This is a genomic window from Hydrogenivirga sp. 128-5-R1-1, assembly GCF_000171895.1.
The window spans coordinates 1-2152 of the sequence record NZ_ABHJ01000168.1 but is presented as its reverse complement, the minus strand read 5'-3'; the positions used below and the strand labels follow the sequence as shown (position 1 = coordinate 2152).

4 protein-coding genes, 2 tRNA genes and 1 pseudogene are annotated in these 2152 nt (G+C 32.9%); 3 read left to right on the top strand and 4 right to left on the bottom strand.

Features of this window, described 5'->3' with window-relative positions:
• Window positions 1-87: 87 nt before the first annotated feature.
• From fliD to HG1285_RS03815, 3 genes and pseudogenes are all read left to right on the top strand, one after another.
• A pseudogene (gene fliD, locus HG1285_RS03805) lies at window positions 88-516 on the top strand (flagellar filament capping protein FliD); the annotation flags it as partial.
• Between the two features lie 16 nt (window positions 517-532).
• Window positions 533-904, top strand: a complete 372-nt coding sequence (fliS, locus tag HG1285_RS03810; RefSeq protein WP_008288787.1) for a flagellar export chaperone FliS — start codon at window positions 533-535, stop codon at window positions 902-904.
• Complete coding sequence (locus HG1285_RS03815; protein WP_008288786.1) at window positions 901-1188, top strand: hypothetical protein; 288 nt, start codon at window positions 901-903, stop codon at window positions 1186-1188. Before fliS ends, HG1285_RS03815 begins: the two co-directional genes overlap by 4 nt.
• Window positions 1189-1190: 2 nt before the next feature.
• Here HG1285_RS03815 and HG1285_RS03820 read toward each other — a convergent pair.
• The 4 genes from HG1285_RS03820 to HG1285_RS03835 all read right to left on the bottom strand — a co-directional run.
• Window positions 1191-1265: transfer RNA gene (locus tag HG1285_RS03820), tRNA-Glu, on the bottom strand.
• 4 nt (window positions 1266-1269) lie between these two features.
• Window positions 1270-1342 (bottom strand) — tRNA-Lys (locus HG1285_RS03825).
• A gap of 47 nt (window positions 1343-1389) precedes the next feature.
• Window positions 1390-1800, bottom strand: a complete 411-nt coding sequence (locus tag HG1285_RS03830) for a molybdenum cofactor biosynthesis protein MoaE (RefSeq protein WP_008288785.1) — start codon at window positions 1798-1800, stop codon at window positions 1390-1392.
• Window positions 1800-2152, bottom strand: a 353-nt coding sequence (locus HG1285_RS03835) for a lytic transglycosylase domain-containing protein (protein ID WP_008288784.1), incomplete at its 5' end; no start/stop codon positions are given. The genes HG1285_RS03830 and HG1285_RS03835, both read right to left, overlap by 1 nt.

Here is a 2152-nt window from a genome sequence, read left to right as displayed (position 1 = left end):
AAATACAGGGATATCTGCAAGATGTATAAAGGATACAATGATTATAACAACAGTACAAAAACTTACAGGTAAAGGTCACCTTTAGCAGGCGAATCAACATTGATGAGAATAGTATCAAATCTTGCAAATACAATTTTAGATAACTTAGCTAAATATGGATTAGTAAAATCTGGGGTAAATGATCAACATGGACAGCTATCTTTAGACACAACAGCTTTCCAGAATTTTATGAACCGCACTGATGCTTCTATAATACTGCAAAATTTCGCCTCTACATTTAACACTTCTTTGAGCAATTATATAGATACAACAAGCAGAATAAATAATTCTTATACTCAAAAGATAAATTATTTAGATAAAAGAATATCATTTTTATCTAATAGATTAAATGCTGAAATAGAAAGGATGAGGCAACAGTTTATTAAACTTGAAGTTTATATGTCAAAAATGCAAGAAATTCAAGCAAGAATTGCAGGATTTTCAAAAAATGTACAAGGTGGTTCTATTGGAAGATAAAAGGAGGAAATCATAAATGAATAATCCCTATGAAGCTTACAACAAATATGAAACTGAAACTTTATCAAAAGAAGATGTTTTATTAAAAACATACGAAGAAATGCTAAGTTTATTAAATATAGTTAAAATAGCAATGGAAGAAAACAATATACAATTAAAGGGAGAAAAGATTAGTAAAGTTTCCAATGCTATTAGTTTACTCCAAGCTTCTCTTGATTTTGAAAAAGGTGGAGAGATAGCCAAGAATCTATATAATTTATACGATTTTTGCCAAAAAGAATTATTAGAAGCAAATCTGAAAAATGATATATCAAAAATAGATAATGTAATCAATGTAATAACACCTATCTATGAGGGGTTCAAAGAAGCTAAGGAAAAAATGAAGTGAAGTTTGAGGAGATTTATGAAAAATTAAAGGAACATAATAACATATTAGAAAATTTTCTTTTAAAAAAAGAGATAGATGATAAAGCATTAGAAAATATCATGTCTGATGTTAAATCTATTGCCTCTCAAAACATTGAAATAACATCTCAAGAAGAAGCTCAAAAACTCAATGAAATTATCAATTTAATCTTTGAAAAGATTAATCAACTGAAAAATCTGATAGTAGAAAATACAAAACAGCTTGAAAATCAGGGGAAAGCTTTAAGAAAGTATAGTAAATATTAAAGTGCCCCCGACGGGATTCGAACCCGTGTCGCCGGCGTGAAAGGCCGGTGTCCTAGGCCTGGCTAGACGACGGGGGCAAAGTGAGTCGCCCGGGGGTCGAACCCGGGACCACCGGTTTAAAAGACCGGTGCTCTACCGACTGAGCTAGCGACTCACAAAATGGACATATAATTTATAATAAAACAGCCTTTGTTGTCAAGGTTATTTCCAGCTTTCCTGACCTGTTTCAAATACCTCTTTCTTCCAGATAGGAGCCCTTGCTTTAACTTCATCAACTATATATCTACAGGCTGTAAAAGCTTCTTGCCGATGTCCTGCCCAGACAGCAACCAAAAAGGAAGGAGTTAGAAGCGGTACTACTCCTGTTCTGTGATGAACCACTGCATGTTTTATTCCAAATTTTTCCTTAGCTTCATTTATAATTTCCCTAATTACTTTTTCTGCCATAGATATATATGCTTCATAATGAAGTTCCTTAACATCACCATCTTCAGGAGCAGACCTTGGTATGCCTAAAAATATATCTACTGCCCCGCAGGTTTCATCTTTATAAGAGTTAAAAACCTCATCAAGTGTAAACCAATCTTCTCCTATGTATATATCAGGAACCATTATTTACTCCTTTGTGCAAAAAGTTTATTGTACTCATTATAAATCTTCCACACATATTTTGAGCTTTCTTTTGCTTTAGAACCTTTATTATAACAATCTATAGATTTCCATGTGTTGCCGTATCTATTAATACACTGCTTTAAAACCCATGCTCCTACAAAAACATTTTGACAGGGGTTAAAAAGGTCTTTTTCTTTTATCCCCCATTTTTTTAAGACTCTAAGCCATCTACTGTTTATCTGCATAAGACCAATATCATATGTTCCATTTTTATTCCTATTTACAGCCTGTGGATTAAGATTACTTTCCACCTGAGCTATCGTAAAAAGCAGGTAAGGATTTATGTCATACC

Excerpts from the sequence above, each read along its gene's own strand:
- fliS (WP_008288787.1), top strand. The coding sequence starts at position 533 with ATGAATAATCCCTATGAAGCTTACAACAAATATGAAACTGAAACTTTA.
- HG1285_RS03830 (WP_008288785.1), bottom strand. The coding sequence starts at position 1,800 with ATGGTTCCTGATATATACATAGGAGAAGATTGGTTTACACTTGATGAG.